Annotated in this window: 22 protein-coding genes and 5 tRNA genes; 10 read left to right on the forward strand and 17 right to left on the reverse strand. The window is 69.8% G+C overall.

The window, feature by feature from the left end; genetic code table 11:
• Nucleotides 1-69 precede the first annotated feature (69 nt).
• The 4 genes from AQJ84_RS29830 to leuC form a co-directional block, all read right to left on the reverse strand.
• The gene (locus AQJ84_RS29830; protein ID WP_030045294.1) at nt 70-714 is read right to left on the reverse strand and encodes an HU family DNA-binding protein; all 645 of its coding nucleotides are present in this window, start codon (nt 712-714) and stop codon (nt 70-72) included.
• A gap of 137 nt (nt 715-851) precedes the next feature.
• Nucleotides 852-1,082, reverse strand: a complete 231-nt coding sequence (locus AQJ84_RS29835; protein WP_030045295.1) for an SCO5555 family protein — start codon at nt 1,080-1,082, stop codon at nt 852-854.
• Nucleotides 1,083-1,358: 276 nt separating this feature from the next.
• A complete protein-coding gene (leuD, locus tag AQJ84_RS29840) occupies nt 1,359-1,952 on the reverse strand; it encodes a 3-isopropylmalate dehydratase small subunit (RefSeq protein ID WP_030045296.1) in 594 nt (197 codons plus the stop codon).
• Nucleotides 1,953-1,957: 5 nt separating this feature from the next.
• A complete protein-coding gene (gene leuC / locus AQJ84_RS29845) occupies nt 1,958-3,388 on the reverse strand; it encodes a 3-isopropylmalate dehydratase large subunit (RefSeq protein WP_053191542.1) in 1,431 nt (476 codons plus the stop codon).
• A gap of 188 nt (nt 3,389-3,576) precedes the next feature.
• Between leuC and ndgR the strand changes: the two genes are divergently transcribed.
• Nucleotides 3,577-4,293: an IclR family transcriptional regulator NdgR gene (gene ndgR / locus AQJ84_RS29850; protein ID WP_010984119.1), complete on the forward strand. Its 717-nt coding sequence runs from the start codon at nt 3,577-3,579 to the stop codon at nt 4,291-4,293.
• Between the two features lie 51 nt (nt 4,294-4,344).
• Here ndgR and AQJ84_RS29855 read toward each other — a convergent pair whose 3' ends face one another.
• Nucleotides 4,345-4,911, reverse strand: a complete 567-nt coding sequence (locus tag AQJ84_RS29855; protein ID WP_051870301.1) for a DUF4188 domain-containing protein — start codon at nt 4,909-4,911, stop codon at nt 4,345-4,347.
• A gap of 100 nt (nt 4,912-5,011) precedes the next feature.
• Here AQJ84_RS29855 and AQJ84_RS29860 point away from each other — a divergent pair, with 100 nt between their 5' ends.
• The gene (locus AQJ84_RS29860; protein ID WP_030045299.1) at nt 5,012-5,656 is read left to right on the forward strand and encodes a MerR family transcriptional regulator; all 645 of its coding nucleotides are present in this window, start codon (nt 5,012-5,014) and stop codon (nt 5,654-5,656) included.
• 49 nt (nt 5,657-5,705) lie between these two features.
• On the opposite strand, the gene AQJ84_RS29865 is transcribed toward AQJ84_RS29860, so the two are convergent.
• The 9 genes from AQJ84_RS29865 to AQJ84_RS29905 form a co-directional block, all read right to left on the reverse strand.
• Nucleotides 5,706-5,778 (reverse strand) — tRNA-Glu (locus AQJ84_RS29865).
• A 28-nt stretch (nt 5,779-5,806) separates the two neighbouring features.
• Nucleotides 5,807-5,878 (reverse strand) — tRNA-Gln (locus AQJ84_RS29870).
• A 20-nt stretch (nt 5,879-5,898) separates the two neighbouring features.
• Nucleotides 5,899-5,971 (reverse strand) — tRNA-Glu (locus tag AQJ84_RS29875).
• 62 nt (nt 5,972-6,033) lie between these two features.
• A tRNA-Glu gene (locus AQJ84_RS29880) sits at nt 6,034-6,106 on the reverse strand.
• A 42-nt stretch (nt 6,107-6,148) separates the two neighbouring features.
• Nucleotides 6,149-6,220: transfer RNA gene (locus tag AQJ84_RS29885), tRNA-Gln, on the reverse strand.
• Nucleotides 6,221-6,311: 91 nt separating this feature from the next.
• A complete protein-coding gene (locus tag AQJ84_RS29890) occupies nt 6,312-7,043 on the reverse strand; it encodes an HAD family hydrolase (protein ID WP_030045300.1) in 732 nt (243 codons plus the stop codon).
• Nucleotides 7,044-7,202: 159 nt separating this feature from the next.
• The gene (gltX, locus tag AQJ84_RS29895; protein ID WP_079022673.1) at nt 7,203-8,687 is read right to left on the reverse strand and encodes a glutamate--tRNA ligase; all 1,485 of its coding nucleotides are present in this window, start codon (nt 8,685-8,687) and stop codon (nt 7,203-7,205) included.
• The gene (locus tag AQJ84_RS29900) at nt 8,671-9,447 is read right to left on the reverse strand and encodes a fumarylacetoacetate hydrolase family protein (RefSeq protein ID WP_030045302.1); all 777 of its coding nucleotides are present in this window, start codon (nt 9,445-9,447) and stop codon (nt 8,671-8,673) included. Before AQJ84_RS29900 ends, gltX begins: the two co-directional genes overlap by 17 nt.
• A gap of 131 nt (nt 9,448-9,578) precedes the next feature.
• On the reverse strand, nt 9,579-9,770 hold the full coding sequence (locus AQJ84_RS29905; RefSeq protein ID WP_030045303.1) for a hypothetical protein: 192 nt from the start codon (nt 9,768-9,770) through the stop codon (nt 9,579-9,581).
• 610 nt (nt 9,771-10,380) lie between these two features.
• Between AQJ84_RS29905 and AQJ84_RS29910 the strand changes: the two genes are divergently transcribed.
• The 8 genes from AQJ84_RS29910 to AQJ84_RS29945 all read left to right on the forward strand — a co-directional run bounded on the left by AQJ84_RS29910 (nt 10,381) and on the right by AQJ84_RS29945 (nt 20,990).
• A complete protein-coding gene (locus AQJ84_RS29910) occupies nt 10,381-14,169 on the forward strand; it encodes a sensor histidine kinase (RefSeq protein ID WP_053191546.1) in 3,789 nt (1,262 codons plus the stop codon).
• Nucleotides 14,170-14,178: 9 nt separating this feature from the next.
• Nucleotides 14,179-14,592, forward strand: a complete 414-nt coding sequence (locus AQJ84_RS29915; RefSeq protein ID WP_030611534.1) for a roadblock/LC7 domain-containing protein — start codon at nt 14,179-14,181, stop codon at nt 14,590-14,592.
• A 109-nt stretch (nt 14,593-14,701) separates the two neighbouring features.
• Nucleotides 14,702-15,097: a DUF742 domain-containing protein gene (locus AQJ84_RS29920; RefSeq protein WP_030045307.1), complete on the forward strand. Its 396-nt coding sequence runs from the start codon at nt 14,702-14,704 to the stop codon at nt 15,095-15,097.
• Nucleotides 15,078-15,653: a GTP-binding protein gene (locus AQJ84_RS29925; RefSeq protein ID WP_046258886.1), complete on the forward strand. Its 576-nt coding sequence runs from the start codon at nt 15,078-15,080 to the stop codon at nt 15,651-15,653. The genes AQJ84_RS29920 and AQJ84_RS29925 overlap by 20 nt, the downstream gene beginning before the upstream one ends.
• 376 nt (nt 15,654-16,029) lie before the next feature.
• Complete coding sequence (locus tag AQJ84_RS29930) at nt 16,030-19,314, forward strand: nitrate- and nitrite sensing domain-containing protein (protein WP_053191548.1); 3,285 nt, start codon at nt 16,030-16,032, stop codon at nt 19,312-19,314.
• 10 nt (nt 19,315-19,324) lie between these two features.
• Nucleotides 19,325-19,738, forward strand: a complete 414-nt coding sequence (locus AQJ84_RS29935; RefSeq protein WP_005479603.1) for a roadblock/LC7 domain-containing protein — start codon at nt 19,325-19,327, stop codon at nt 19,736-19,738.
• 96 nt (nt 19,739-19,834) lie between these two features.
• Nucleotides 19,835-20,428, forward strand: a complete 594-nt coding sequence (locus AQJ84_RS29940; protein ID WP_030040464.1) for a DUF742 domain-containing protein — start codon at nt 19,835-19,837, stop codon at nt 20,426-20,428.
• On the forward strand, nt 20,409-20,990 hold the full coding sequence (locus tag AQJ84_RS29945) for a GTP-binding protein (RefSeq protein WP_026248371.1): 582 nt from the start codon (nt 20,409-20,411) through the stop codon (nt 20,988-20,990). The genes AQJ84_RS29940 and AQJ84_RS29945 overlap by 20 nt, the downstream gene beginning before the upstream one ends.
• Nucleotides 20,991-21,057: 67 nt before the next feature.
• Here the strand turns inward: AQJ84_RS29945 and AQJ84_RS29950 are convergent, their stop codons facing one another.
• The 3 genes from AQJ84_RS29950 to AQJ84_RS29960 all read right to left on the reverse strand — a co-directional run bounded on the left by AQJ84_RS29950 (nt 21,058) and on the right by AQJ84_RS29960 (nt 23,522).
• The gene (locus AQJ84_RS29950) at nt 21,058-21,585 is read right to left on the reverse strand and encodes a hypothetical protein (protein ID WP_030040466.1); all 528 of its coding nucleotides are present in this window, start codon (nt 21,583-21,585) and stop codon (nt 21,058-21,060) included.
• Nucleotides 21,586-21,680: 95 nt separating this feature from the next.
• The gene (locus tag AQJ84_RS29955; RefSeq protein ID WP_030040467.1) at nt 21,681-21,869 is read right to left on the reverse strand and encodes an acyl-CoA carboxylase epsilon subunit; all 189 of its coding nucleotides are present in this window, start codon (nt 21,867-21,869) and stop codon (nt 21,681-21,683) included.
• Between the two features lie 57 nt (nt 21,870-21,926).
• Nucleotides 21,927-23,522 carry an acyl-CoA carboxylase subunit beta gene (locus AQJ84_RS29960; RefSeq protein ID WP_030040468.1) on the reverse strand — a complete coding sequence of 532 codons (1,596 nt, stop codon included), beginning with the start codon at nt 23,520-23,522 and terminating at the stop codon, nt 21,927-21,929.
• Nucleotides 23,523-23,540: the final 18 nt, after the last annotated feature.

A 23,540-nucleotide genomic window follows, 5' to 3' on the forward strand; every position in this document is an offset into this window, starting at 1 on the left:
CCCCCCAGCACGCGCCGCGGGCCGGACTCCGTGCGGAGTCCGGCCCGGCGCGTGAGTGCCCCTGTGCCCCTACCTCTTGCGGGCGGTGGCCTTCTTGGCGGTGGTCGTGCGAGCCGTCGACTTCTTGGCGGGGGCCTTCTTGGCCGTCGCCTTCTTCGCCGGGGCCTTCTTGGCCGTCGCGCTCTTCGCGGTGGTCTTCTTCGCGGCGGTGCTCTTGGCGGTCGCCGTGGTCTTCTTGGCGGGGGCCTTCTTCGCCGTGGTCTTCTTCGCGGTGGCCGTGGTCTTCTTGGCCGTCGTCTTCTTCGCGGTGGTCTTCTTCGCGGCTGCCGTCTTCGTGGTGGCCTTCTTCGCGGCCGCCTTCTTGACCGTCGCCGAAGAACCGCCGGTCAGGCTGCCCTTGGGGGCCTTCTTGACCGCGACGTCGTTCTTCGGGAGCTTCTTCGAGCCGCTCACCAGGTCCTTGAACCCCTGGCCCGCGCGGAAGCGCGGCACGGAGGTCTTCTTGACCCGAACCCGCTCGCCCGTCTGGGGGTTGCGGGCGTAGCGCGCCGGACGGTCGACCTTCTCGAACGAGCCGAAGCCCGTGACCGAGACCCGGTCGCCGGCGACGGTCGCGCGGACGATGGCGTCCAGGACCGCGTCGACGGCGTCGGCGGCCTGCTGGCGGCCGCCCAGCTTGTCGGCAATCGTTTCTACGAGCTGCGCCTTGTTCACGTCTTCCCCTTCGGAGACATTGCCAGAACGAAAGTGTTCAAGCTTTTTCGCACGTTAGGCAGATATATACCGCAAATCAAACACGAAACGGGCTTATCACCCGTGCGCCGCAACGAACTCGGCTGTCCTGGACTCGTTCAGCGTTCCTCTTCGGGGAATCGACCCGCGTCGAGGTCCGCCACGAACCGCTCCAGACGCCTTGTCGCGTCGGCGAGATCGTGCTTGGCCGCGGCCGTAATGACCAGCAGCTTCCGGGTCAGCGCCATCCGTACGCCCTCCGGGACTTGCAGTGCGCGCACTCTTGTGTGCGCTTCCTTGAGTTGGTCCGCGACTGCCGCATAGAGCTCGAGTTGGCCGTCGTGTTCCATGCACAGATTGTGCCATCTGGGGCGAGTTGTCGCCTGCTCAGGGGGCAACTGCCGCCTCGGACGGCCTCCCGGGCGCCTGGTGGAGCCACGGTCACCGTGGTCGCGTACCCCGGCAACAACCCTCATAACGTGGGAAGTTGAGAAGAGGTGTCGGCGGGGGCAGGGCCGTTCGGGTGCAGACACGGCTGTACCCCCGATCGGGCTGATCGGGGGTACAGGCGGGGTGTCGCGGTGGCCGAAACTCGACCTGTTCAGTTGCGCCGGGCGGTGCTCCGGTCAGATCTGGAGCGTCCTCGGCTTGTACGACGGGCGCTTGGCCTCGTACGCGGCGATGTCGGCCTCGTTCTGCAGGGTGATGGAGATGTCGTCCAGCCCGTTCAGCAGCCGCCAGCGGGAGTTCTCGTCCAGCTCGAAGGAGGCGGTGACGCCCTCGGCGCGCACTTCGCGGGCCTCCAGGTCGACCGTGATCTCGGCGGTCGGGTCCTTCTCCGTGAGTTCCTGCAGCGCGTCCACGATCTTCTGCTCCAGAACCACCGTGAGCAGGCCGTTCTTGAGCGAGTTGCCGCGGAAGATGTCGGCGAAGCGGGAGGAGATGACGGTCTTGAAGCCGAAGTTCTGCAGCGCCCAGACGGCGTGCTCACGGGAGGAGCCGGTGCCGAAGTCGGGGCCGGCCACCAGGACGGTCGCGCCCTGCCGCTCGGGGCGGTTGAGGATGAACTCCGGGTCCTTGCGCCAGGCCTCGAACAGCCCGTCCTCGAACCCGTCCCTGGTCACCTTCTTGAGCCAGTGAGCAGGGATGATCTGGTCGGTGTCGACGTTGCTGCGGCGCAGCGGGACGGCCCGGCCGGTGTGCTTGGTGAATGCTTCCATGACTCTCAGACTCCAGCGGGCGTACGGGTCTCGGCGTCGGACAGGTCAGCCGGTGAGGCCAGGTGGCCCAGCACCGCCGTGGCGGCCGCCACCTGCGGCGACACCAGGTGGGTACGACCGCCCTTGCCCTGTCGGCCCTCGAAGTTGCGGTTGGAGGTGGACGCGGAGCGCTCACCCGGGGCCAGCTGGTCGGGGTTCATGCCCAGACACATCGAGCAGCCCGCGTGCCGCCACTCGGCGCCGGCGTCCTTGAAGACGACGTCCAGGCCCTCGGAGACGGCCTGCAGGCCGACCCGCGCGGAGCCGGGGACGACCAGCATCCGTACGCCGTCGGCGACTTTGCGGTCCTTGACGATCTCGGCCGCGGCGCGCAGGTCCTCGATCCGGCCGTTGGTGCAGGAGCCTACGAAGACGGTGTCCACCTTGATGGACCGCAGCGGCTGGCCGGCCTCCAACCCCATGTACTCCAGGGCCTTTTCGGCGGCGTGGCGCTCCGAAGCGTCTTCGTACGAAGCAGGGTCGGGGACGTCGGCCGAAAGCGGCGCGCCCTGGCCGGGGTTGGTGCCCCAGGTGACGAACGGCGACAGCTCGGCGGCCTCGATGACGACCTCGGCGTCGAACTCGGCGTCCGCGTCCGTCTTCAGGGTCTTCCAGTACGCGACGGCCGCGTCCCAGTCCTCGCCCTTGGGGGCGTGCGGGCGGCCCTCGAGGTAGGCGAACGTGGTCTCGTCGGGGGCGATCATGCCCGCGCGGGCGCCGGCCTCGATCGACATGTTGCAGATGGTCATCCGGGCCTCCATCGAGAGCTTCTCGATGGCGGAGCCGCGGTACTCCAGGACGTAGCCCTGACCGCCGCCGGTGCCGATCCGGGCGATGATCGCCAGGATCAGGTCCTTGGCGGTGACTCCGTCGGGCAGTTCGCCGTTGACGGTGATGGCCATGGTCTTGGGCCGGACCAGCGGCAGCGTCTGGGTGGCCAGCACGTGCTCGACCTGGGAGGTGCCGATGCCGAAGGCCAGACCACCGAAGGCGCCGTGCGTGGAGGTGTGGGAGTCACCGCAGACGACCGTCATGCCCGGCTGGGTCAGCCCCAGCTGCGGGCCGACGACGTGCACGACACCCTGCTCGACGTCGCCCAGCGGGTGCAGCCGGACACCGAAGTCGGCGGCGTTCTTGCGCAGCGTCTCCAACTGGATCCGGGAGACCGGGTCCGCGATGGGCTTGTCGATGTCGAGGGTCGGGGTGTTGTGGTCCTCGGTGGCGATGGTCAGGTCGAGCCGGCGCACCTGGCGACCGCTCTTGCGCAGCCCGTCGAAGGCCTGCGGGCTGGTCACCTCGTGCAGCAGGTGCAGATCGATGAAGAGGAGGTCGGGCTCGCCCTCGGCGCGCCGGACGACGTGGTCGTCCCAGACCTTCTCCGCGAGTGTCCTACCCATCGCTTTCCCTCCGGCCGGAAAAGGTGCCCCGGCCCAAACTAGAGATCTTGAGGATGCGGCGCCCGCGCCCCTGTCCCCGGGCTCCGCCGCCTGGCCCGTTGGTCCGCGGGCCGCTGTGTCTTCCAGAGTGGCGTGTTCCACGCAAAATTGAACTTGCGTTTCACAGAGTGAGACGCGAGTATCGTTGCATGGACAACAGTAGCGGCGTCGGCGTTCTGGACAAGGCGGCCCTTGTTCTGAGCGCTCTGGAGTCCGGTCCGGCCACCCTCGCGGGTCTGGTCGCGGCCACCGGACTGGCACGACCCACGGCCCACCGGCTGGCCGTGGCTCTGGAACACCACCGGATGGTGGCGCGCGACATGCAGGGGCGTTTCATTCTCGGCCCCCGCCTGGCCGAGCTGGCCGCGGCGGCCGGCGAGGACCGCCTGCTCGCCACGGCGGGACCGGTGCTCACCCACCTCCGTGACGTCACGGGCGAGAGCGCGCAGCTCTACCGCCGCCAGGGCGACATGCGCATCTGCGTCGCCGCGGCCGAGCGCCTGTCCGGCCTCCGGGACACGGTCCCGGTCGGCTCGACGCTCACGATGAAGGCGGGCTCCTCCGCCCAGATCCTCATGGCCTGGGAAGAGCCCGAGCGGCTGCACCGGGGTCTGCAGGGCGCCCGCTTCACCGCCACCGCCCTCTCGGGCGTCCGGCGCCGGGGCTGGGCCCAGTCCATCGGTGAGCGCGAGCCGGGCGTGGCGTCGGTCTCCGCGCCCGTGCGCGGCCCCTCCAACCGCGTGGTGGCCGCCGTCTCGGTCTCCGGCCCCATCGAGCGCCTGACGCGCCACCCGGGCCGTATGCACGCCCAGGCGGTCATCGACGCCGCGGGCCGCCTCTCCGAGGCCCTGCGCCGCACCGGCTGACCCCGGGCACGCCTTCGGGGCACCTTCGGGGCAACACCGAGGGGGCCTGCCTCAACGCCGCGGCAGGCCCCCTCGGTCCCCCGACCCCCCTCGGACAGGCTTCTCGGCCTTCTCGTCCATCCCGGCCGACCGGTGCGCGAACCGCTGCGCCGCCCGCCGCCCCCGGCTCTCGACCGGCAGCACCCCCGTGGCCGCCGCGAGACCGAAGGGCGGCATGTCGAAGTAGATCGACTCGTACGACCCCTCGGGCACGACGTAGGCCTCGTGCCACAGCCCGACGTGCCCCCGCACCTTCCCCGCCCGCTCCTTGCGGTTGACGATCCCCCAGACCCGGTGGTGGAACATGTCGGGCGAGGCCGCGTACGCGTAGAGCTTCTCCTTGGACTCCCAGTACTGGACGACGTAGTACGTCCGCGGGGAAGCCGTCAGGAGCACGCGCCCCAGCAGCCCCCGGTCGGCGTCCCGCGCAAGCTCCCCCAGCATGCGGAACATCGACGCCATGACCGGCAGCCACTGGTGCACCGCCCAGAAGCGGTTGACACGCATCCCGATCAGCAGGACCACCACATCGCCTTCGGCGGCGGCGGTGGTGCGGCCGGCGATCGGCTTCGCGAACATGGCGACCCCCCGGCTGCCCGATCGGATAGCGGCACTATCCTTCTCAGCGATGCTTGGATAGTGGCACTTTCCAAGGAGAGGCGCAAGGGAGAGACGTGAGATGCGGCTGGCGGAGCTGAGCGAGCGCAGCGGTGTGTCCACCGCGACGATCAAGTACTACCTGCGCGAAGGGCTGTTGGCGTCGGGCCGCCAGATCAACGCGACCACTTCCGAGTACGACGACGAGCATCTGCGCCGGCTGCGGATGGTGCGGGCCATGATCCAGGTGGGCCGGGTGCCGGTGGCGACGGTCCGCAAGGTGCTGCGGCACGTCGACGACGAGTCCCTGGGGCGCACGATGCGACTGGGCGCGGCCCTGTGGTCCCTGCCGCAGGTCCCCGAGCCGGACGCGGACGACGAGTTCGTACGCTCCGCGCAGGGCGAGACGGAACAGCTGCTGGAGACGCTGGGCTGGTCGAACGCCCGGGCCCTGGTCACCATCTCCCCCGCCTACCGCTCGCTGGTGGTGGCGGTGGCCGCGCTCAGGCGGCTGGGCTACGACTGGAGTCCCGAACTGCTCGTGGCCTACGCCCGGTTGATGCACCAGGCGGCCGTGCTCGACCTGGACTTCATGGAGACCCACCCCTCGGAGGCCGAGAAGGCCGAGATCGCGGTCCTCGGAGCGGTCCTGGTGCAGCCGATGCTCCAGTCCCTGCACCGGCTGGCGCAGGAGGAGGAGTCGGGGCGGCGCTACGGCTTCGAGTGAGCGGACACGACGAAGGCCCCCCACCGAAGTGGAGGGCCTTCGCTTCGAGTACCCCCGACCGGATTCGAACCGGCGCTACCGCCTTGAGAGGGCGGCGTGCTAGGCCGCTACACAACGGGGGCGTGGACACTGCGTTTCCGCAGGCCCGAGCTGGTCTACCTGGACTCGAACCAAGACTAACTGAACCAGAATCAGTCGTGCTGCCAATTACACCATAGACCAAAGTGGTTTAGACCAGTCAGTACCCCCGACCGGATTCGAACCGGCGCTACCGCCTTGAGAGGGCGGCGTGCTAGGCCGCTACACAACGGGGGCCCTAGCGATCCTGCATGAGAGTCAGCGGGTGCGACCCGGACTGTCCCCCTGAGAAGGATCTGTACCCCCGACCGGATTCGAACCGGCGCTACTGCCTTGAGAGGGCAGCGTGCTAGGCCGCTACACAACGGGGGCTTCGCGGAGATGACCTCCGCTTTTGCAGATGAGCTCTGCGAGCTGGCCTACCTGGACTCGAACCAAGACTAACGGAACCAGAAACCGTCGTGCTGCCAATTACACCATAGGCCACTGGAACGCAAGCCCCTGAAGGGGTTTTGTTCTAGTGTGCTCCCCCGGGTTCCGGCCTTTCGGCCCGCTCTCCGGCGGCGCAGGAAGAACATTACCCGAAGGTGGACGGGGCTCCAAAACGGGTATCGGCGCCGAGGATCGCGGGGAGTTCGGCGAGCGAGACGATGCGGTGCCGCCCGGAGGGGACGTCGACGGTGGCCGTGCCCCCGTAGCGGTCGATCCACACGGAGAGCAGGCCGGCGTCCGCCGCGCCCTGTCCGTCGATCTCCGGGTGATCACCGACGTACGCGACCTGGTGCGGGGGCAGGGAGAGCGCCTCGCAGGCCGCGAGGAAGGCGGCGGCCTCGGGCTTGGAGACGCCGAGTTCCGCCGCGCACAGAATGGCCTCGAAGCGGTCGTGCACACCGAGGACGCGCAGTTTGCGGTCCTGGACCCGGATGCTGGAGTTGGAGAGCACGGCGTGCCGGTGAGTGGTGGCGAGGGCGTCCAGGACCGGCAGGACGTCCGGGAAGAGGGCCCAGGCCGTCTCGTAGTGGGCGATGTAGCGCTCGAACCAGGCGTCGGCCTCCGCGTCGCTCAGCTCCTCGCCCAGGAACACCCGCACGCGGTCCCTGCGCTGCCCCTGGAAGGTGTTCTCCCCCGCCGAGAACCGCGCCCACTGGGCGTCGGTGATCTCCCGCCAGCGCACGATCGCCTGCTCCAGGCTCTCGTACCCGTCGAGCAGGCCCTCGGCCGTGAGATGGCCGCGCATGCCGGCGCGGTCCGCGGCGCTGTAGTCGAAGAGGGTGTCGTCAACGTCCCAGACCACGGCGCGAATGCTCATGGTCCGACGGTAACTCCGCCCCGGGGTGCGCGTCCGGGGAACGGCGTTCCTCTTCGGGAAGTCATGATCGTGACGATGTGCGAGGGGAAGGCGCTCCCGTCACGGAACCACGCGGGGCGGCGGCCGTGCCGGCCGCCGCCCCGCGTGTCGGGTACCGGGCTACGCCGTCAGCTTCGCCAGTGCCGCGTCGACGCGGGCCAGTGTCGTCTCCTTGCCCAGGACCTCCATGGACTCGAAGAGCGGCAGGCCGACGGTACGGCCGGTGACGGCGACGCGGACCGGGGCCTGGGCCTTGCCGAGCTTGAGACTGTGGGCCTCGCCGGCGGCCAGGACGGCCTCCTTGAGGGACTCGGGGGACGTCCAGTCCGCGGACTCCAGCTTCTCGCGGGCCGTGCGGAGCAGGGCGTCCGAGCCCTCCTTCATCGCCTTCGTCCAGCTCGGCTCGTCGAAGACCGGCTCGGACAGGAACAGGAAGTCGACGTTGTCCGTGATCTCGGAGAGGACCTTGAGGCGGGTCTGGGCGTGCGGGGCGATCGCCTGCCACTTCGTCTCGTCGAAGTCCTCCGGCGCCCAGGGGGCGAACGGGGGCTGGAGCCACGGGCGGCAGCGCTCGGTGAAGTCCTTCACGTCCAGCAGCCGGATGTGGTCGGCGTTGATCGCCTCGCACTTCTTCAGGTCGAAGCGGGCCGGGTTGGGGTTCACGTCGGCGACGTCGAAGGCCGCGACCATCTCGTCCATCGTGAAGATGTCCTGGTCCGCGGAGAGCGACCAGCCCAGGAGGGACAGGTAGTTGAGCAGGCCCTCCGGCAGGAAGCCGCGCTCCCGGTAGAGGTTCAGCGAGGACTGCGGGTCGCGCTTGGACAGCTTCTTGTTGCCCTCGCCCATCACGTACGGCAGGTGCCCGAAGGACGGGATCTGCCGCGCGACGCCCAGCTCGATCAGCGCCTTGTACAGGGCGATCTGGCGCGGGGTGGAGGACAGGAGGTCCTCGCCGCGCAGGACGTGGGTGATCTCCATCAGGGCGTCGTCGACCGGGTTGACCAGCGTGTAGAGCGGGGCCCCGTTCGCCCGGACGATGCCGTAGTCGGGCACGTTCTCCGGGGTGAACGTCAGCTCGCCACGGACCAGGTCCGTGAAGGTGATCGTCTCGTCGGGCATGCGGAAGCGGACGATGGGCGTACGGCCCTGCGCCTCGTACCCGCCCACCTGCTCGGCACTCAGGTCGCGGCAGTGGCCGTCGTAGCCGGAGGGCTTGCCGGCGGCGCGGGCGGCCTCGCGGCGGGTGTCCAGCTCCTCCTGGGAGCAGTAGCAGCGGTACGCGTGGCCGGCGTCCAGCAGCTTCCGGGCGACCTCCTTGTAGAGGTCCATCCGCTGCGACTGGCGGTACGGCGCGTGCGGGCCGCCGACCTCGGGGCCCTCGTCCCAGTCGAAGCCCAGCCAGCGCATCGAGTCGAGCAGCTGGTCGTAGGACTCCTCGGAGTCGCGGGCCGCGTCGGTGTCCTCGATGCGGAAGACCAGAGTGCCCTCGTGGTGCCGGGCGAACGCCCAGTTGAACAGGGCGGTGCGGACCAGGCCCACGTGGGGGTTACCGGTGGGCGACGGACAGAAACGTACGCGGACGGGTGCGCTAGCCACGCTTGACAACCTTGTTGGTGAGAGTGCCGATGCCTTCGATGGTGACGGCGACCTCGTCGCCGACGGTGAGCGGTCCGACGCCTGCCGGGGTGCCCGTGAGGATCACGTCGCCGGGGAGCAGCGTCATGGCCTCGGTGATGTTGACGATCAGATCCTCGATCGGGTGAATCATCTCGCTGGTGCGGCCGAGCTGGCGCTGCTGGCCGTTGACGGTCAGCTGGATGGTGAGGTCGCTCGGGTCGAGGTCGGTCTCCACCCAGGGGCCGAGCGGGCAGGACGTGTCGAAGCCCTTCGCCCGGGCCCACTGCTTCTCGCGCTTCTGGACGTCGCGGGCGGTGATGTCCATCGCGCAGGTGTAGCCGAGGATGACGTCCTTGACGCGCTCACGCGGGACCTCTCGGCACATGCGGCCGATGACCACGGCCAGTTCGGCCTCGTGGTGCAGGTCCTCGGAGAAGGCGGGGTACTGGATCGCGTCGCCCGGGCCGATCACCGCGGTGGAGGGCTTGAAGAAGGCGAAGGGGGCGTCGGGCACCTCGTTGCCCAGCTCGCGGGCGTGCTCCGCGTAGTTGCGGCCGAAGGCCACGACCTTGTTGGGGAGCACCGGCGGCAGCAGCCTCACCTTGCTCAGCGGGACCTTCGTACCGGAGAGTTCGAAGTCGGCGAACGGGATGCCCTTGATGATGTCCAGGACGAGTTCGTCCGGCCTGTCACCCTCGACCGCGCCGAAGGCGACGTTCCCGTCGATGGAGAATCTGGCGATGCGCACGGGATCCTTGCGCCCCTCACTGAGCTGGCTGGAGTCTGACGCTCCAGGCTAACGCGGCCGGGCAGGCTCGAGGGGCTGGCGCCTCGCGCGTTTGCTGCGGGGCGCCCTTGATCCACGGCGGGCTTGGTGATCTACTCCTGGACGGCGCCGGCCATGGCCGGCATCTCCATCAGGATCGTGCGGCGGGGGTTGGCGGTCTGGGCCGGGAGGTCGACGGAGTGCTCCGGCTGCTCCGGGGTCTGCAGGTCGTCGGCGTCCTCGAGGTGCGCCAGCGTCGTGCGCCGCGGGTTGGCGGTGGTGCGGAACATCATCGTCGTCTTCACGGTGGTACGAGACCTGTTCTGTACGGGCGCCGGGTGTGCCGAGGACCGAAGGGCCCCTGGAGCGGCGCGGGTTGTCGGATCTGCCATCTCTGTAAAGCGTCAGGCTAAACATGCGATTCCCCTCGCGGACCGCACAGACTCCAAGATCGGTGTGTGAGTTTCCTCACTCACCTAGGGGTAAAACGGTCAAAACGGACCCACAACTCACCCTAACGAAACGGACATTGGCCCCCTGAAGCCATCATTCCGCTCCTGATCATGGCGACTGGGACACCGCTTGCCCTCGGTGAACTCGCGGGTGTATGCCCGGTATGGGTGGGATCGACTTCTACGTCCGGTGATCCGGCACTCACGTGGTGTCACGTAGGTCACGGCCTGGCCTACGGGCCTTGTTGGAGATCCTGCACTGTGCTGGAATTCCTCGGACCGCCGCAGGATCGAGCCGGCGCACAGGGGGCGCAGAGAAGCGCCGTGTGGCGGCGAGAAGGGGGAACCAGCGCGCCGGTCACTCACGACCACCAGGGGGGCGTAATTCAGGGCGCCCCCTACGACGCCGACACCGTCCTTCCGTTCGCGCGGAGGGGCGCCTGGTCCAGAGGTTGCGACGCTAGTGCAGGGACGTTTCAAGAGGGATGGCAGTGCTTCGGCGGAGCCGGAGCCGCGTGGCGGGACCGACCGCGGTTCCTCGCCCCAGCACGCCCAGAACCCGGGCACGGGTCCGTCCGGCGACGGCGGTGAGCGCCCCGGGCGCCCTGGTGTGTCCGCTACGACCGGCCCCGCCGCTCCGACCACGCCGGATGTGAAGCCGCCTAAGGGCCCGAGCGGTCCCGGCCCGCGAATAGCCCTGCGCAACTGGCGCATCTCCACGCGTCTGGTGTCGCTGCTCGCGCTTCCGGTGGTCGCGGCCACCTCGCTGGGCGCACTGCGTATCAACCAGTCGATGGACGACATCCAGCAGCTCGACAACATGAAGCTGCTGACGGAGATGACCAAGCAGGCCACCGAGCTGGCCGCCGCGCTCCAGGAGGAGCGCGACCAGTCCGCCGGTCCCCTGGCGCACTCCTCGGCCGCGAACAAGTACACGGTCAAGGGCTACCGGGACAAGACCGACCGGGCCATGGACGCCTTCACGGACGCCGCCGAGGAGATCGACTCCTCCAGCAAGGACGGCAACCTCCAGGGCGTCCGCGAGAGCCTCGTCGGCCTCATCCGTGACCTCAACGGCCTCGAGAAGATCCGCAGCTCGGCCTACGAGACCAAGAACAACGCCTCCCAGACGGTCGAGGGCTACCACCGCCTCGTCACCCACCTGCTCGACCTCTCGCAGGACATGGCCGAGGCCACCAGCAACCCCGAGATGATCCAGCGCACGCGCGCCCTGGCGGCCTTCTCGTCCGCCAAGGAGTACGCGTCCATCCAGCGCGCGATCCTCGCGGCGGCGCTGCCCGCCAGCAACACCACGGCCGGCCGGCTCACCGAGAACGACCGGCTGTACGCCGAGGGCGCCCTGGAGAGCGAGGACTCCGAGCTCTCCAGCTTCCGGAGCATCTACGGCACCGACAGCGCCCCCGAGCTCCTCAAGCCCATCGAGGAGAACAACCCGACCATCCAGGCCACCGACACCTACGCCAGCCGCGCGCTGCGCACGTCGACGGGTCTCGCCGACCTGGACAAGCGGTCGTACAAGGACTGGGTGGACGACAGCTCGACCAAGATCGAGCAGATGGGCAACATCGAGCACACGCTGCTCGAGGACATGGAGCAGAAGGCCCGCGAGCTGCGCAACGAGTCGGAGCGCGACGCGATCATCTCCGGTGCGCTGATCCTGCTCGTCCTCGGCATCTCGCTGGTCGGCGCGTTCGTCGTGGCCCGCTCCATGATCCGCTCGCTGCGCCGCCTCCAGGAGTCCGCCAACAGGGTCGCCCAGGACCGGCTGCCCGAGCTGGTCAAGCAGTTGTCGGAGTCCGACCCGCAGGACGTCGACACCTCCGTCGAGTCCGTCGGTGTGCACTCTCGGGACGAGATCGGCCAGGTGGCCGCGGCCTTCGACGACGTGCACCGCGAGGCGGTCCGCCTCGCCGCCGAGCAGGCCCTGCTGCGGGGCAACGTCAACGCGATGTTCACCAACCTCTCGCGCCGCTCCCAGGGCCTGATCCAGCGCCAGCTGTCGCTGATCTCCGAACTGGAGTCCCGCGAGGCCGACCCGGACCAGCTGTCCTCCCTCTTCAAGCTCGACCACCTCGCGACCCGCATGCGCCGTAACGGTGAGAACCTCCTCGTCCTCGCGGGTGAGGAGCCCGGCCGCCGCTGGACCCGTCCGGTCCCGCTGGTCGACGTGCTCCGTGCCGCCGCGTCCGAGGTGGAGCAGTACGAGCGCATCGAGCTGGCCTCCGTGCCGACCACCGAAGTGGCCGGCCGGGTCGTCAACGACCTCGTGCACCTCCTCGCCGAGCTGCTCGAGAACGCCACCTCGTTCTCCTCCCCGCAGACCAAGGTCAAGGTCACCGGTCACGCGCTGCCCGACGGCCGCGTCCTGATCGAGATCCACGACACCGGCATCGGCCTCTCCCCCGAGGACCTCGCCGCGATCAACGAGCGACTGGCGTCGCCGCCCACCGTGGACGTGTCGGTCTCCCGCCGCATGGGTCTGTTCGTGGTCGGTCGTCTGTCGCAGCGTCACGGCATCCGCATCCAGCTGCGCCCGTCCGACTCCGGTGGTACGACCGCGCTGGTCATGCTGCCCGTGGACGTCGCCCAGGGCGGCAAGAAGCCCCAGCCCAACCAGGGCGCCAACTCCGGTGGCGGTGCCGCCGCGGCAGCCGCCGGTGTGGCGGCCGCCCGGCGCGGCACCGGCCCGCAGGGCGGCGGCCCCCTCGGCGGCGGCCCCGCCGGTGCGGGCGCCCTCGGCGGCGGCGCGCCCACGGGCGGGCGGCTCGGTACCGGTCAGGGACCGCGCGCCGCGCTGCCCGGGCGTGACGGTGGCGGTCGTCCCGGTGGTGCGCCGGGCGGAGCACGCGGGCCTCAGGGTCCGGGCATGCCTCCGCAGGGCCGCCCCGCTCCCGCCGGTGCCGGTTTCGGCGGTCAGGCGCCGGGTGCCCCGCAGGGCCTGCAGGCCGCGGGCACCAACGGATCGCAGGGCCAGGACGCCTTCGGTGGCGGCCGTGGCCCCGTCCCGCCGCAGCCGCAGTCCTCCCCGCCCTCCAACGCGGGCAACGAGCAGCAGGGCCGGCGCCGTCGGCCGCAGCTGCCGGGCCGTGGCGGTGCGCGGGCCGAGCTGCCCGGTGGCAACGCGCAGCAGCCGCGGGTGCCCAGCTGGAGCGACGAGAACGCCCAGCCTCCGGTGCCGCGTGCCTCGCTCGACGCCCCGCGTGGCCACGACGAGCAGGACCCGGCGCAGACCTCCCGGATGCCGCGGATCGACGACCGGCAGGGCCCGGGCGCGACCTCGGAGATGCCGGCGATCCCGCGCGGCGACAGCCGTCAGGGCCCCGGTGTCCTGCCCGAGTTCGACTTCAACGCGCCGAACAGTGCCCCGAACACGGGCCAGTTCGACCGTCCCGGCTTCGACGCCCAGGCGCCTTCCGGCACCAACGGCACCCAGAACCCGGGCCAGTACGTCCGCCCGGACGTCTTCGGTACCTCGGCGGCCGGGCAGAGCAGCCCGACGGGTACGGGCCAGTTCCCCGCCCCGCAGGCGTACGACAACGGCTCCACCGGTCAGTTCTCCGTGCCGGGTTACGAGGGCGGCTCCACGGGCCAGCACGCGCTGCCCGGTCGCGAGAACCCGGCCGGCCCGTCCTCCACCGGCCAGTTCGAGCGGCCGCAGGGCAACGGCGCCGACTTCGGCGCTCCGCGTCCGCCGGCCCCGCAGCGTCCGCAGCAGCGGCCCGCCCGTCAGGAGCCCGAGGCGCTGCCGCCGGCGGGTCCCGGTGACGGCCGTACGCCGCTGTACGACACGCTCGAGACCAACTGGTTCCACGGCCAGAACGGCCAGCAGAACGGTCAGCAGGGCGCACAGCAGAGCGGTCAGCACAGCAACGGCTCCGCTCCCGCCGCGCCCGCCCCGCAACAGCAGGCTCCGGCCGCTCCTCAGCGTCCCGTCGCCAGCTCCTGGCGCAGCTCTCCGAACGACGACCTCGTCCGGCAGGCAGAGCGCGTACGGCAGCCGGCAGCGGGCGGCGTCACCACCTCCGGCCTTCCGCGCCGGGTGCCCAGGGCGAACCTCGTCCCGGGCACGGCTCAGCAGCAACAGCACCAAGCCGGTCCGCAGGTCTCGCGTGCGCCTGACGACGTACGCGGGCGGCTGACCAATCTCCGTCGGGGCATCGCGCAGGGTCGACAGGCCGGTTCCGGCCAGACCGGCAGCTTCCCGAGCCCCACTCACCAGCAGGAGCGTTAGTTGAGTCCGATGAGCCAGGCGGCACAGAACCTGAACTGGTTGATCACCAACTTCGTGGACAACACCCCCGGGGTGTCCCACACCGTCGTCGTGTCCGCCGACGGCCTTCTGCTGGCGATGTCCGAGGGTTTCCCGCGGGACCGTGCCGACCAGCTGGCCGCCGTCGCCTCCGGCCTCACCTCACTGACGGCCGGCGCGTCCCGGATCTTCGAGGGGGGCAGCGTGGCGCAGACGGTCGTCGAGATGGAGCGGGGATTCCTCTTCCTGATGTCCGTCTCGGACGGCTCGTCCCTCGCCGTACTCGCCCACCCCGACTGCGACATCGGCCTCGTCGGCTACGAGATGGCGCTCCTGGTCGACCGCGCGGGCGCGGTGCTCACGCCCGATCTGCGCGCCGAACTCCAAGGCAGTCTGCTCCACTGACCCGTCCGGATCCACCCGTCTCACCAAAACACCGTCCGGCCGACACATTCCCCCCACCGGCCTCTTCGGACGGCTTGCTGACCGACTTGCTGTCCCGCCCGGAGGACTCATGACCCCGCCCACCGCCTCTCATGATCCGTACGCGGAGCCGTACGAGGATGAGGGCGACCAGCCGCTGGTACGTCCGTACGCGATGACCGGCGGCCGGACCCGGCCGCGCTACCAGCTCGCCATCGAGGCCCTGATCAGCACCACGGCCGACCCAGCGGCGCTCATGGGACTGCTCCCGGAGCACCAGCGGATCTGCCACCTGTGCCGCGAGGTGAAGTCGGTCGCCGAGGTGTCGGCGCTCCTGGCCATGCCGCTCGGCGTGGCCCGCATCCTCGTCGCGGACCTCGCGGAGGCCGGACTCGTCGCCATCCACCAGCCGGGTGGCGACGACAGCACCGGCGCTCCGGACGTGACACTGCTCGAAAGGGTGCTCAGTGGACTTCGCAAGCTCTGACGGAGGCCGGGCGACCACCTCCGCGAAGATCGTGGTGGCCGGTGGCTTCGGCGTAGGCAAGACCACGTTCGTGGGCGCCGTCTCCGAGATCAACCCGCTGCGCACGGAGGCCGTCATGACGTCCGCTTCGGCGGGCATCGACGACCTGACCCACACCGGAGGCAAGACGACCACGACGGTCGCCATGGACTTCGGCCGCATCACGCTGGACCAGGACCTGATCCTGTACCTGTTCGGCACCCCCGGCCAGGACCGCTTCTGGTTCATGTGGGACGACCTGGTGCGCGGCGCGATCGGCGCCATCGTGCTGGTGGACACCCGCCGCCTCGCCGACTGCTTCCCCGCCGTCGACTACTTCGAGAACAGCGGCCTGCCCTTCGTCGTCGCGCTCAACGGCTTCGAGGGGCACCAGCCGTACGCTCCCGAGGAGGTGCGCGAGGCGCTGCAGATCGGCCCCGACACCCCGATCATCACGACGGACGCCCGCCACCGCTCCGACGCCAAGAGTGCGCTGATCACGCTGGTGGAGCACGCTCTGATGGCACGGCTGAGGTAAGACCAAATCGGCAGTTCCAGACGGAAGTTGCCGTAGACGCTTCGGAGCCGGCTGTGTCCTTTGACACGGTCGGCCCCGGTGTTCATAACGTTTCGGCAGAGGTATCCGTCGGTACGGCCACGCGACGCGGTCAAGCGGTGTCGCTGCGCGCACGAAAGCCCCGTCTTTTGACGGGGCTCGCGCTTTATGACCGTTTTATCTGGGGCTTACATCACGTCGTATCCACGCTCTCCCATGTTTGGTGGTGCGCAGGACGACATGCTGGAATGCCTGAACTGCCCAATAGTCAAAGACGTACTCACAGTCGTTGGCGAACCGGGCTCTGAGACACTGCGGCACAACGTTAGGTGCCGACCGCCGGAAGGTTGTTGGTCGAGTGAGGCGAAGCAAGAACGGTCCCGAGCCGTCGGCCCGGGGCAACTTCACCCCGCCGCCGCGCGGAGCGGCGTCCGCCCCTGTGCCCGGTTCGGAGCCGACGGCCACCCCCGCTTCGAGCGGCGGCCGTTTCTCCCCGCGCAACTGGCGGGTACCGACCCGGCTGAACGCGATCCTGCTCATACCCGTGCTGGTCGGCCTCGTCATGGGCGGCTTCCAGGTGAAGAGCTCGATCGACACCTGGCAGGAGGCCGAGGACGCGGAGAACACCGCGCGTCTGGTGCGGGCCGCGCTGGCCTACGGCAACGAACTGCTCGTCGAGCGCGACGTCACCGCCGCGCCCCTGCTCCAGGGCAAGGGCGAGAAGGACAAGACGGTCGTAGAGGCCCGCGCGAACACCGACAGGGCCGCCGACGCCTTCGACGAGGCCGTCCGGAGCATGCCGGACCGGCCCAACCTGAAGCGGCGCCTGGAACGCTTCCGCGAGGTGGAGCCGAACCTGGCGAAGCTCCGCAAGGCCGCCTACACCGACCAGCTCTCCGGCGTCGAGACCGAAGAGGGCTACGTCGACACCGAGCACAGGCTGCTGGAGTTCGCCAACGAGCTCGGTCTGGGCACCGGCAACATCACCAGCTACGGCCGTACGGTCTACGCCATCTCGCTGACCAAGGGCGCGGTGTCCCTGGACCGCTCCATCGGCATGCACATGCTGATCAAGCCCGGCCCCGAGGCCGCCGACCTGGCCAAGCAGCGTGTCGCCCTCACCTCGTACGCGTACCTGGAGGGCATCGCCATCCAGGAGTACGAGAGCGGCGGCACCGAGGCGGACGTCGCCAAGCTGGCGACGGCCCAGACGCAGATCAAGGCCGAGGGCGCGGCCATGGCCAAGGCGGCCAAGGCCAAGGACCCGGACTACGTCGAGCCGCCCGCCGACCCCACCTTGATGGTCACGAAGCTCGCCTCGCTGACCTCCACGGACACCAGTGAGCGCGCCGCGCTGGCCCAGGAGGGCATCACCGCGCAGAACTGGTGGGCGGTCACCACGCTCAAGTTCAACGCGTACAACAAGATCGAGACGGATCTGGCCGACACCGCGGTGGGCGAGGCCTCCGACATCGCCGACAGCGCCAAGCGCGACGCGCTCATCACCGGTGCCGCCGTCGTGATCGCCCTGCTCGCCGCGTTCATCCTGGCCGGCATGGTGGCCCGCCAGATGAGCCGCGCGATGCGCCAGCTGCGCAACGCCGCCTTCGGTATCGCCGAGCAGCGTCTGCCGATGCTGGTCGACCAGCTCTCCCGCACCGACCCCGGCCGCGTGGACACCCGTGTCCAGCCCATCCCGATCACCACCAGGGACGAGATCGGCGAGGTCGCCCGGGCCTTCGACCAGGTCCACCGCGAGGCTGTGCGACTCGCCGCCGAGCAGGCCCTGCTGCGGGGCAACATCAACGCGATCTTCACCAACCTGTCGCGCCGCAACCAGTCGCTGATCGAGGGCCAGCTGACCCTGATCACCGACCTGGAGAACAACGAGGCCGACCCGGACCAGCTGGAGAACCTCTTCAAGCTGGACCACCTGGCCACCCGTATGCGCCGCAACGGCGAGAACCTCCTGGTCCTCGCCGGCGAGGAGCCCGGCCGCCGCTGGGACCAGCCGGTCCCGCTGGTCGACGTGCTGCGCGCCGCCTCCTCCGAGGTGGAGCAGTACGAGCGCATCGAGCTGTCGGGCGTCCCGGAGGCCGAGATCCACGGCCGTGCCGTGACCGACCTCGTGCACCTGCTGGCCGAGCTCCTGGAGAACGCCACCACGTTCTCCTCCCCGCAGACCAAGGTCCGCGTGACCGCGACCCGTCTCCCCGACGGCCGCGTGATGATCGAGATCCACGACAAGGGCATCGGCCTCACCGCCGAGGACTTCGCGGACATCAACCACAAGCTGGCGAACCCGCCGACCGTGGACGCCGCGATCTCGCAGCGCATGGGCCTGTTCGTGGTCGGCCGCCTGTCCGACCGGCACGGCATCCGCGTCCAGCTGCGTCCCTCCGGCGAGCAGGCCGGCACCACCTCGCTGGTCATGCTGCCCGACGCGATCACGCACGGCGGCAGTGGCGGCGAGCAGCAGCGCGACGAGTTCACGGTCTCGCAGATCATCCCGGAGCAGCAGAACTTCCAGGGCGAGAACTTCAACAACGGCCTGCCGATGCGCACGGCCGCGGAGCTCGGCTTCGACGACAGCCGCTACACCGAGGTCCCGGACGACATCCGCGAGCTGGACCCCGTGGGCCGTTCGCTGATGCGCGAGGAGCGCCGCGCGGCCCTGGAGTCGACCCACGGCCAGCTGCCCGGCGAGCAGTCCCCGGACTCCGCCGCGTACGCCGAGGGCTTCAACGGGCAGGGCGGCTACCAGGACCCGCATCAGCCGTCGTACGACCCCCAGACGGCGTACGAGGACCCGCACCAGCCGTCCTACGAGGACCAGCAGCAGACGGCATACGAGGACCCGCAGCGGACCGCTTACGACGAGCCGCAGCAGCCGGCGTACGACGACTCGTACTACGCGCCGAACGGCGGGCTGCCGCAGAACGACACCTTCTCGTCCAACGGCGGTTACCCGGAGCCGACCTATCCGGAGCCGACGTATCCGGAGCCGGCCCGCGAGGAGCCCGCTCGGTCCCGTGCCGCCGCACCGGAGACGTTCTCGGCCTTCGAAGAGCAGTCCTATCAGGACGACTGGCCGCAGCAGGACGACTACCGCAACGGATACCAGGACCAGTACGCTCCGCAAGCGGAATCTGCGCAGGCCGCTGACGTGAGCGAGCAGGACCGCGTAGGCTTCGACCGTCCGGGACCGGCCGCCTCTGTCGGCCAGAACCTGACCGACGCCGGGCTCCCGCGCCGCGGATCCACCGCGAGCGGCGCGAACGGCTCGGGCGGCGCACGGCACGCGACCCAGGAGCCGTCGGCCCCCGCGGCGGCCCCCGCGGAGCGCAACGGCGACTGGCGTTCGTCGAACGACGAGCGCTGGCAGCAGGCCTCGGCTCTTCGCAAGCCCAAGGCGGGCGGGGTCACCTCCTCCGGCCTGCCGCGGCGGGTACCCAAGGCCAACCTGGTCGAGGGAGCCGCCGAGACCACTCCCCAGGGAGGCCCACAGGTCTCCCGCGCTCCCGAGGACGTCCGGGGCAGGCTGAGCAACCTGCGCCGTGGTGTCCAGCGGGGACGCAACGAAAGCAGCGAAACGAACGGCCAGGGCTTCGGTCCTGACAGCACCTACAACCAGGAGCGTTAGTGTGAGCCCGATGAGCCAGGCGGCACAGAACCTGAACTGGTTGATCACCAACTTCGTGGACAACACCCCCGGGGTGTCCCACACGGTGGTGGTCTCCGCCGACGGACTCCTTCTGGCGATGTCCGAAGGCTTTCCGCGCGACCGTGCCGACCAGCTCGCGGCCGTCGCCTCCGGTCTGACGTCTCTGACGGCAGGCGCCTCCCGCATCTTCGAGGGCGGCAGCGTGAACCAGACGGTTGTGGAGATGGAGCGGGGATTCCTGTTCATCATGTCCGTGTCCGACGGTTCGTCGCTGGCGGTTCTCGCACATCCGGAGGCGGACATCGGTCTCATCGGGTATGAGATGGCGCTTCTGGTGGACCGTGCCGGAACGGTCCTGACGCCCGATCTGCGTGCGGAGCTCCAGGGGAGCCTGCTCAACTGACAGACAGACGGTGCGTTTTGGCGTCCCGGGGCCGTAAGGTTTCGGGACGCGGCTCCACATTGATGGGTGCCCGGCACAGTCGGAGGAGGAGAGAAAGTGGCAACACCCCCAGGCGGTTCACCTTCGGGCAACTGGTCGTACGGCCCTGCCCAGGGCCAGGGCGACGGTTCCCAGAACCCGAACCGTTACAACTTCCCCTCCGCCCCCAGCCAGCAGCGGCGTCAGCCGTACGCGCCCCAGGGCCCCCAGGGTCCCGGGCCGTCGCCGTACGACCAGCCGCCCGCGCCGCGCATCCAGCCTGTGCAGCCGCAGCGACGCGCCCCTGAGCCCGCGCCCGCAGGCTCGTCGAACAACCCCCTGGTGCGCCCGTACGCCATGACGGGCGGTCGTACCAGGCCCCGCTACCAGCTCGCCATCGAGGCGCTGGTGCACACCACCGCTCAACCGCACCAGATGCAGGGTCAGCTGCCCGAGCATCAGCGGATCTGCAATCTCTGCCGGGAGATCAAGTCGGTGGCCGAGATCTCGGCCCTCCTGACGATCCCACTCGGCGTGGCCAGGATCCTCGTCGCCGACTTGGCGGAGGCAGGCCTGGTCGCCATCCATCAGCCCGGCGGCGACGAGAACGCCGGCGGCCAGCCAGACGTGACACTGCTCGAAAGGGTGCTCAGTGGACTTCGCAAGCTCTAGCGGCGGTCCTTCCCGCTCCACCACCTCGGCGAAGATCGTGGTGGCGGGTGGCTTCGGCGTGGGTAAGACCACGTTCGTCGGGGCCGTCTCGGAGATCAACCCGCTGCGCACCGAGGCCGTCATGACGTCCGCTTCGGCGGGCATCGACGACCTGACCCACACCGGGGACAAGACGACCACCACGGTCGCCATGGACTTCGGCCGCATCACGCTGGACCAGGACCTGATCCTGTACCTGTTCGGCACCCCCGGCCAGGACCGCTTCTGGTTCATGTGGGACGACCTGGTGCGCGGCGCGATCGGCGCCATCGTGCTGGTGGACACCCGCCGCCTCGCCGACTGCTTCCCCGCCGTCGACTACTTCGAGAACAGCGGCCTGCCCTTCGTCATCGCGCTCAACGGCTTCGACGGCAACCAGCCGTACAACCCGGACGAGGTGCGCGAGGCCCTGCAGATCGGCCCCGACACCCCGATCATCACGACGGACGCCCGCCACCGCGCGGACGCGAAGTCGGCGCTGATCACGCTCGTCGAGCACGCCCTGATGGCGCGTCTGCGCTAGCCACGGACACCGGACGGCCCCCGCACCTCCCTCGGGAGGTACGGGGGCCGTTTCGCGTGTTCTCGGGTCACCAGAGCCCCGCGGGGTCGCGACCGGCCGCTCTGAGCAGGATCTGCCGGATGGATCCCATCCCGTACCTCTCCTCGTCGCCGGAGATCTCGGCGACCTCCAGGAGGAGGGGCCGGGTGTCGACCTGCGCGCCACGGGCCTGCTCGCACAGCCGGTTCGACGCGACCATCTCGTCCCGGGTGTCGCGGCCGTGGTCCCTGGCGGACAGATACACGACGTGACGGCGGAAGCCGTCGGGGGTCCGCGCCGCGGGAAGTCCCGTGGCCCAGTGGAACGAGTGGCAGCGCTCCAGGAGCGCGCGCACCTCGCTCCGGGTCTGCTCGTCGCCGCGCTCGTAGAGGTCGAGCAGTCGGCTCAGGGCGGCTTCCGCCTCCTCGCGGACGTTCGCCTCGTCCAGCGGCCTGGGCCCTTCCCGCAGGCGTCTGTGCCAGTCGGGGTCGGTGAAGTCGATCGGCCGCCGCGCCAAGCGCTTCACCATCGCGTCGACCAGTTCGATCTCTTCCGCCAACTCGCCCGGTACGCCCACCGTCTCCCCCTGCCGGTCGTAGGGCCTCAACGTACGCGCGAAGGCCCCGGCCGCCCAAGTGGGCGGTCGGGGCCTTCGCAGGTCCTGCGCTGGGCTCAGCGCCAGCTGTGCGGGGCGCGGAAGCCGGGCTCGCGCTCCAGGCGGCGCCAGCCGGCCTTCGGGCGGCCACGGTGGGTCGGGGCAGCCGGGGCGGCGGCCGCGCGGGCCAGGAGGAGGGCCGTGATGGCGGCGACTTCCTCGGGCTCGGCGTGGCCCTTCTCGACACGAATGTCAGGGGTGTTCATGGGTGTCAGTCTCCGTGAGAGAGGTTTCCGCGGGGGTACCGCGAAGGATCCGCCGGGTTACTGCGGGGGGTTGCCGTGCTTGCGGGACGGCAGGTCGGCGTGCTTGGTGTGCAGCATCGCCAGGGACTTGATCAGGATCTCGCGGGTCTCGGCGGGGTCGATGACGTCGTCGACCAGGCCGCGTTCGGCCGCGTAGTACGGGTGCATGAGCTCGGACTTGTACTCCTTGACCATGCGGGCCCGCATGGCCTCGGGGTCCTCGGCCTCGGCGATCTGGCGGCGGAAGATCACGTTGGCCGCGCCTTCCGCGCCCATGACGGCGATCTCGTTGGTGGGCCAGGCGTAGGTGAGGTCCGCACCGATGGACTGGCTGTCCATGACGATGTACGCACCTCCGTAGGCCTTGCGCAGGATCAGGGAGATCCTCGGCACGGTCGCGTTGCAGTAGGCGTAGAGCAGCTTCGCTCCGTGCCGGATGATCCCGCCGTGCTCCTGGTCGACGCCCGGGAGGAACCCGGGGACGTCCAGGAAAGTGATGATCGGGATGTTAAAAGCGTCGCACATCTGGACAAAGCGTGCAGCTTTTTCGCTCGCCTCGATGTCCAGGACGCCGGCCAGCGAGGACGGCTGGTTGGCGACGATGCCGACGACCTGGCCGTCCAGCCGGGCCAGGGCGCAGATGATGTTGCGGGCCCAGCGCTCGTGGACCTCGAGGTAGTCGCCGTCGTCGACGATCTCCTCGATGACCTTGGTCATGTCGTACGGCCGGTTGCCGTCGGCGGGGACCAGGTCGAGCAGGACGTCGCTGCGGCGGTCCGTCTCGTCGCTCGGCTCCACCCGGGGCGGGTTCTCGCGGTTGTTCTGCGGGAGCATCGACAGCAGGTAACGCACCTCGGCGAGGCACGTCTCCTCGTCGTCGTAGGCGAAGTGCGCCACGCCGGACGTCTCCGCGTGCACGTCCGCGCCGCCGAGGCCGTTCTGGGTGATCTCCTCGCCGGTGACCGCCTTGACGACGTCCGGGCCGGTGATGAACATCTGCGAGGTCTCGCGGACCATGAAGACGAAGTCCGTCAGGGCGGGGCTGTAGGCCGCGCCGCCCGCGCACGGGCCGAGCATCACCGAGATCTGCGGGATGACGCCGGAGGCCCTGGTGTTGCGCTGGAAGATGCCGCCGTATCCGGCGAGCGCGCTGACGCCCTCCTGGATGCGGGCGCCGGCGCCGTCGTTCAGGGAGACCAGGGGCGCGCCGGCCGCGATGGCCATGTCCATGATCTTGTGGATCTTCGTGGCGTGGGCCTCGCCCAGCGCGCCGCCGAAGATGCGGAAGTCATGGGCGTAGACGAAGACCGTGCGGCCCTCCACCGTGCCCCAGCCGGTGATCACACCGTCCGTGTACGGCTTCTTGGCCTCCAGGCCGAAGCCGGTGGCGCGGTGCCGTCGCAGCTGCTCGACCTCCCGGAAGGAGCCCGGGTCCAGGAGCAGTTCGATGCGCTCCCGGGCGGTCAGCTTGCCCTTGGCGTGCTGCGCCGCGGTCGCCTTCTCGCCCGGGCCGGCCAGCGCCTGCGTACGGATCTCGTGCAGCTCGGCGACCCGCCCACGCGCGTCCGTCGGCTCGCCCGTCGACTCACCCGGCGCCTCATCCAAAACGGTCATGTAGCGACCTTACGAACA

This window comes from Streptomyces resistomycificus (genome assembly GCF_001514265.1).
Taxonomy (GTDB): domain Bacteria; phylum Actinomycetota; class Actinomycetes; order Streptomycetales; family Streptomycetaceae; genus Streptomyces; species Streptomyces resistomycificus.